The organism is Kitasatospora sp. NPDC047058 (genome assembly GCF_040643935.1).
GTDB lineage: Bacteria > Actinomycetota > Actinomycetes > Streptomycetales > Streptomycetaceae > Kitasatospora.
This window is the reverse complement of sequence record NZ_JBEYVJ010000691.1, coordinates 1-2,482: the sequence shown is the minus strand read 5'-3', so window position 1 is coordinate 2,482 and position 2,482 is coordinate 1. Positions and strand designations below refer to the sequence as shown.

The 2,482-nt window shown below is 71.3% G+C and carries 2 protein-coding genes; one reads left to right on the top strand and one right to left on the bottom strand.

The window, feature by feature from the left end; translation table 11 throughout:
* Positions 1-1,310 (top strand): hypothetical protein (locus ABZ885_RS39355; protein ID WP_360199731.1); only part of this gene is annotated, 1,310 nt, incomplete at its 5' end.
* A 481-nt stretch (positions 1,311-1,791) separates the two neighbouring features.
* Here the strand turns inward: ABZ885_RS39355 and ABZ885_RS39350 are convergent.
* Complete coding sequence (locus tag ABZ885_RS39350; RefSeq protein WP_360199733.1) at positions 1,792-2,445, bottom strand: HAD-IC family P-type ATPase; 654 nt, start codon at positions 2,443-2,445, stop codon at positions 1,792-1,794.
* Positions 2,446-2,482: the final 37 nt, after the last annotated feature.

The window sequence follows — 2,482 nt, the reverse complement described above, 5'->3', positions numbered from 1 at the left end:
CCGCCGTGCTGGGCGGGGCCAGGGACGGGACGGACGTCATCGGCCACCAGGCCGCCCCGCAGGTGGTGCGCTCGGCCGACCTGTACTTCGCGCTCAACGACATGGACGCCCAGGTCGCCAACCTGCTGCTGTTCGGCGCCGATCCGGACTACGCGAAGCCCCGCCAGGAGACCCTGGAGACCTACGAGCAGCGCCGCACCCAGGCCGACGACGACCTGCAGCGCGTCGCAGAGGCGGCCGCGGGCGATCCGGCCGGGCAGCGGGCCGTGCAGAGCGTGATCGGCGAACTCGGCCGCTACGAGGCCCTGGTGGCCCGGGCGCAGTTGCTGGAGGACCAGGCCCACGCCCCGGCGGGCAAGCCGTCGGCGGACGCCCTGGCGGCTTACCGGCAAGCTACGGACCTGCTGCGGCAGCGGCTGCTGCCCGCCGTGGACGAGGTGACGGCCGCCAACTCCGCCACCGTCCGGCACATCTACGACGCCCAGCGCGGTGACCTGGCAGGTGGCTGGTGGTGGATCCTGGCCACGGGCCTGCTCGCACTCGCCACCCTCGGTGGGCTGCAACGACTGCTGGCAGTGCGCTTCCACCGACTGGTCAACCTGCCGCTCGCCGCCGCCACCCTGCTCGCCATCGCCGGGCTGCTCACCGCGCTGACGCTGGCCTCCCGGGCCGACCACCAGCTGGTGGTGGCGAAGAGCAACTCCTTCGACTCGGTGATCGCGCTCAGCCGGGCCCGCGCCGTGGCGTACGACCTGAACGCGGACGAGAGCCGCTACCTCACCGACCCGGCCCGCGCGGCCGCGTACGAGCAGAGCTTCCTGGACAAGACCCAGGCCTTCGCCCGCGTCGACGGTGCCACCCTGGGCGGCTACAACGCCAAGCTCGCCGCCTTTGCGGAGCGGCACCGGTCCGACCACGCCGCCGTCGGCTTCGGCGGGTTCCTCGGTGACGAGCTGCGCAACATCACCTTCGCCGGCGAGCAGGACGCGGCCGAGCGGGTGCTGACCGCCTTCCAGCAGTACCAGCGGGACGACCGGAAGATTCGCGAGCTGAGCGCCCAGGGCCGGCTCAAGGACGCGGTCACCTTCAACACCGGCACCCAGGCAGGCCAGTCCAACGCCGACTTCGGCGTTCTCAGCGCCGCCATCGACGACACCCAGGCGATCAACAAGCGGGCCTTCGACCACGCGGTCGCCGCCACCGATGACGAGCTCGATGCCGTCACCGCCGCCCTCGGCGGGGCCACCCTCGCTGCGGCGCTCGCCCTGACCCTGCTGGGAGTGCGCCCGCGCCTGCGCGAGTTCGGGTGAGGGTCCGGCGGGCCAGTCGGATTCCGTCAGGGGACTGTCAACACGGCTTCAAGGCAGGCCTTTTGGTGAAACCGACGGTTACCGTGCCTCGGGCAGTCATCCCATGGATATGGGGGAGAAGTGGCGAACGGTTTCCGCGTCGAGGCGCACGACCTCGGCTGGTGGCGTTCCTCCGCAGCATCCGCGTCCGCCCGCCGGAGGCCGCAGCGCCGGACCACGGTGCGCCGGCCGTCGGCGGGCCTGACGGCCCGTTCGGCACGGTCGTGAGCGGCTGAACAGAGTCCCGTGGGCGGAGCGCAGGATCAGGAGTCCTGCGGCAGCGGGAGGACCAGCCCTTGGACGGCCTCCCTGGCCTTCCCGTACGAGGGTGATGCGCACCACGAGCTCCTCGGCCCCGGCCGCACGCCCGGCTGCCCCGAGGCTGCCCCCGGTCCGGAGCCGTCGGGCCCGTATGGGCGGGCCGGGCTCCGGGGGGGGGGGCTCAGCCCAGGCCGGGGACGAACTGGATCAGCAGGTCGATCGCCTTGATGCCGAGGAATGGCAGGATCAGGCCGCCCAGCCCGTAGACGCGCAGGTTGCGGCGGAGCAGGTCGGTGGCGTTGGCGGGCTGGTAGCGGACGCCGCGCAGGGCGAGCGGGATCAGGGCGACGATGATCAGGGCGTTGAAGATGATCGCGGAGGCGATGGCCGAGGTCGGGCTGTGCAGCTCCATGATGTTGAGGTGCCGCAGGCCGGGGTAGGCGTTCGCGAACATCGCGGGGATGATCGCGAAGAACTTGGCCACGTCGTTGGTGATCGAGAACGTGGTCAACGCGCCCCGGGTGATGAGCAGTTGCTTGCCGACCCGGATGATTTCGATCAGCTTGGTCGGGTTGGAGTCGAGGTCGACCATGTTGCCGGCCTCCTTGGCGGCCGGGGTGCCGGTGTTCATCGCGACGCCGACGTCGGCCTGGGCGAGGGCGGGGGCGTCGTTGGTGCCGTCGCCGGTCATCGCGACCATGTTGCCGGCGGCCTGCTCCTTCTTCAGGTAGGCGAGTTTGTCCTCGGGGGTGGCCTCGGCGAGGACGTCGTCCACGCCCGCCAGCTCCGGGGGCGGGAATCGTGGCGAAATGCCAGAGTTGGAGGGATTTGCGATATAGCTGGAGCCGTACGAACGGGAGAAGCACCCATGC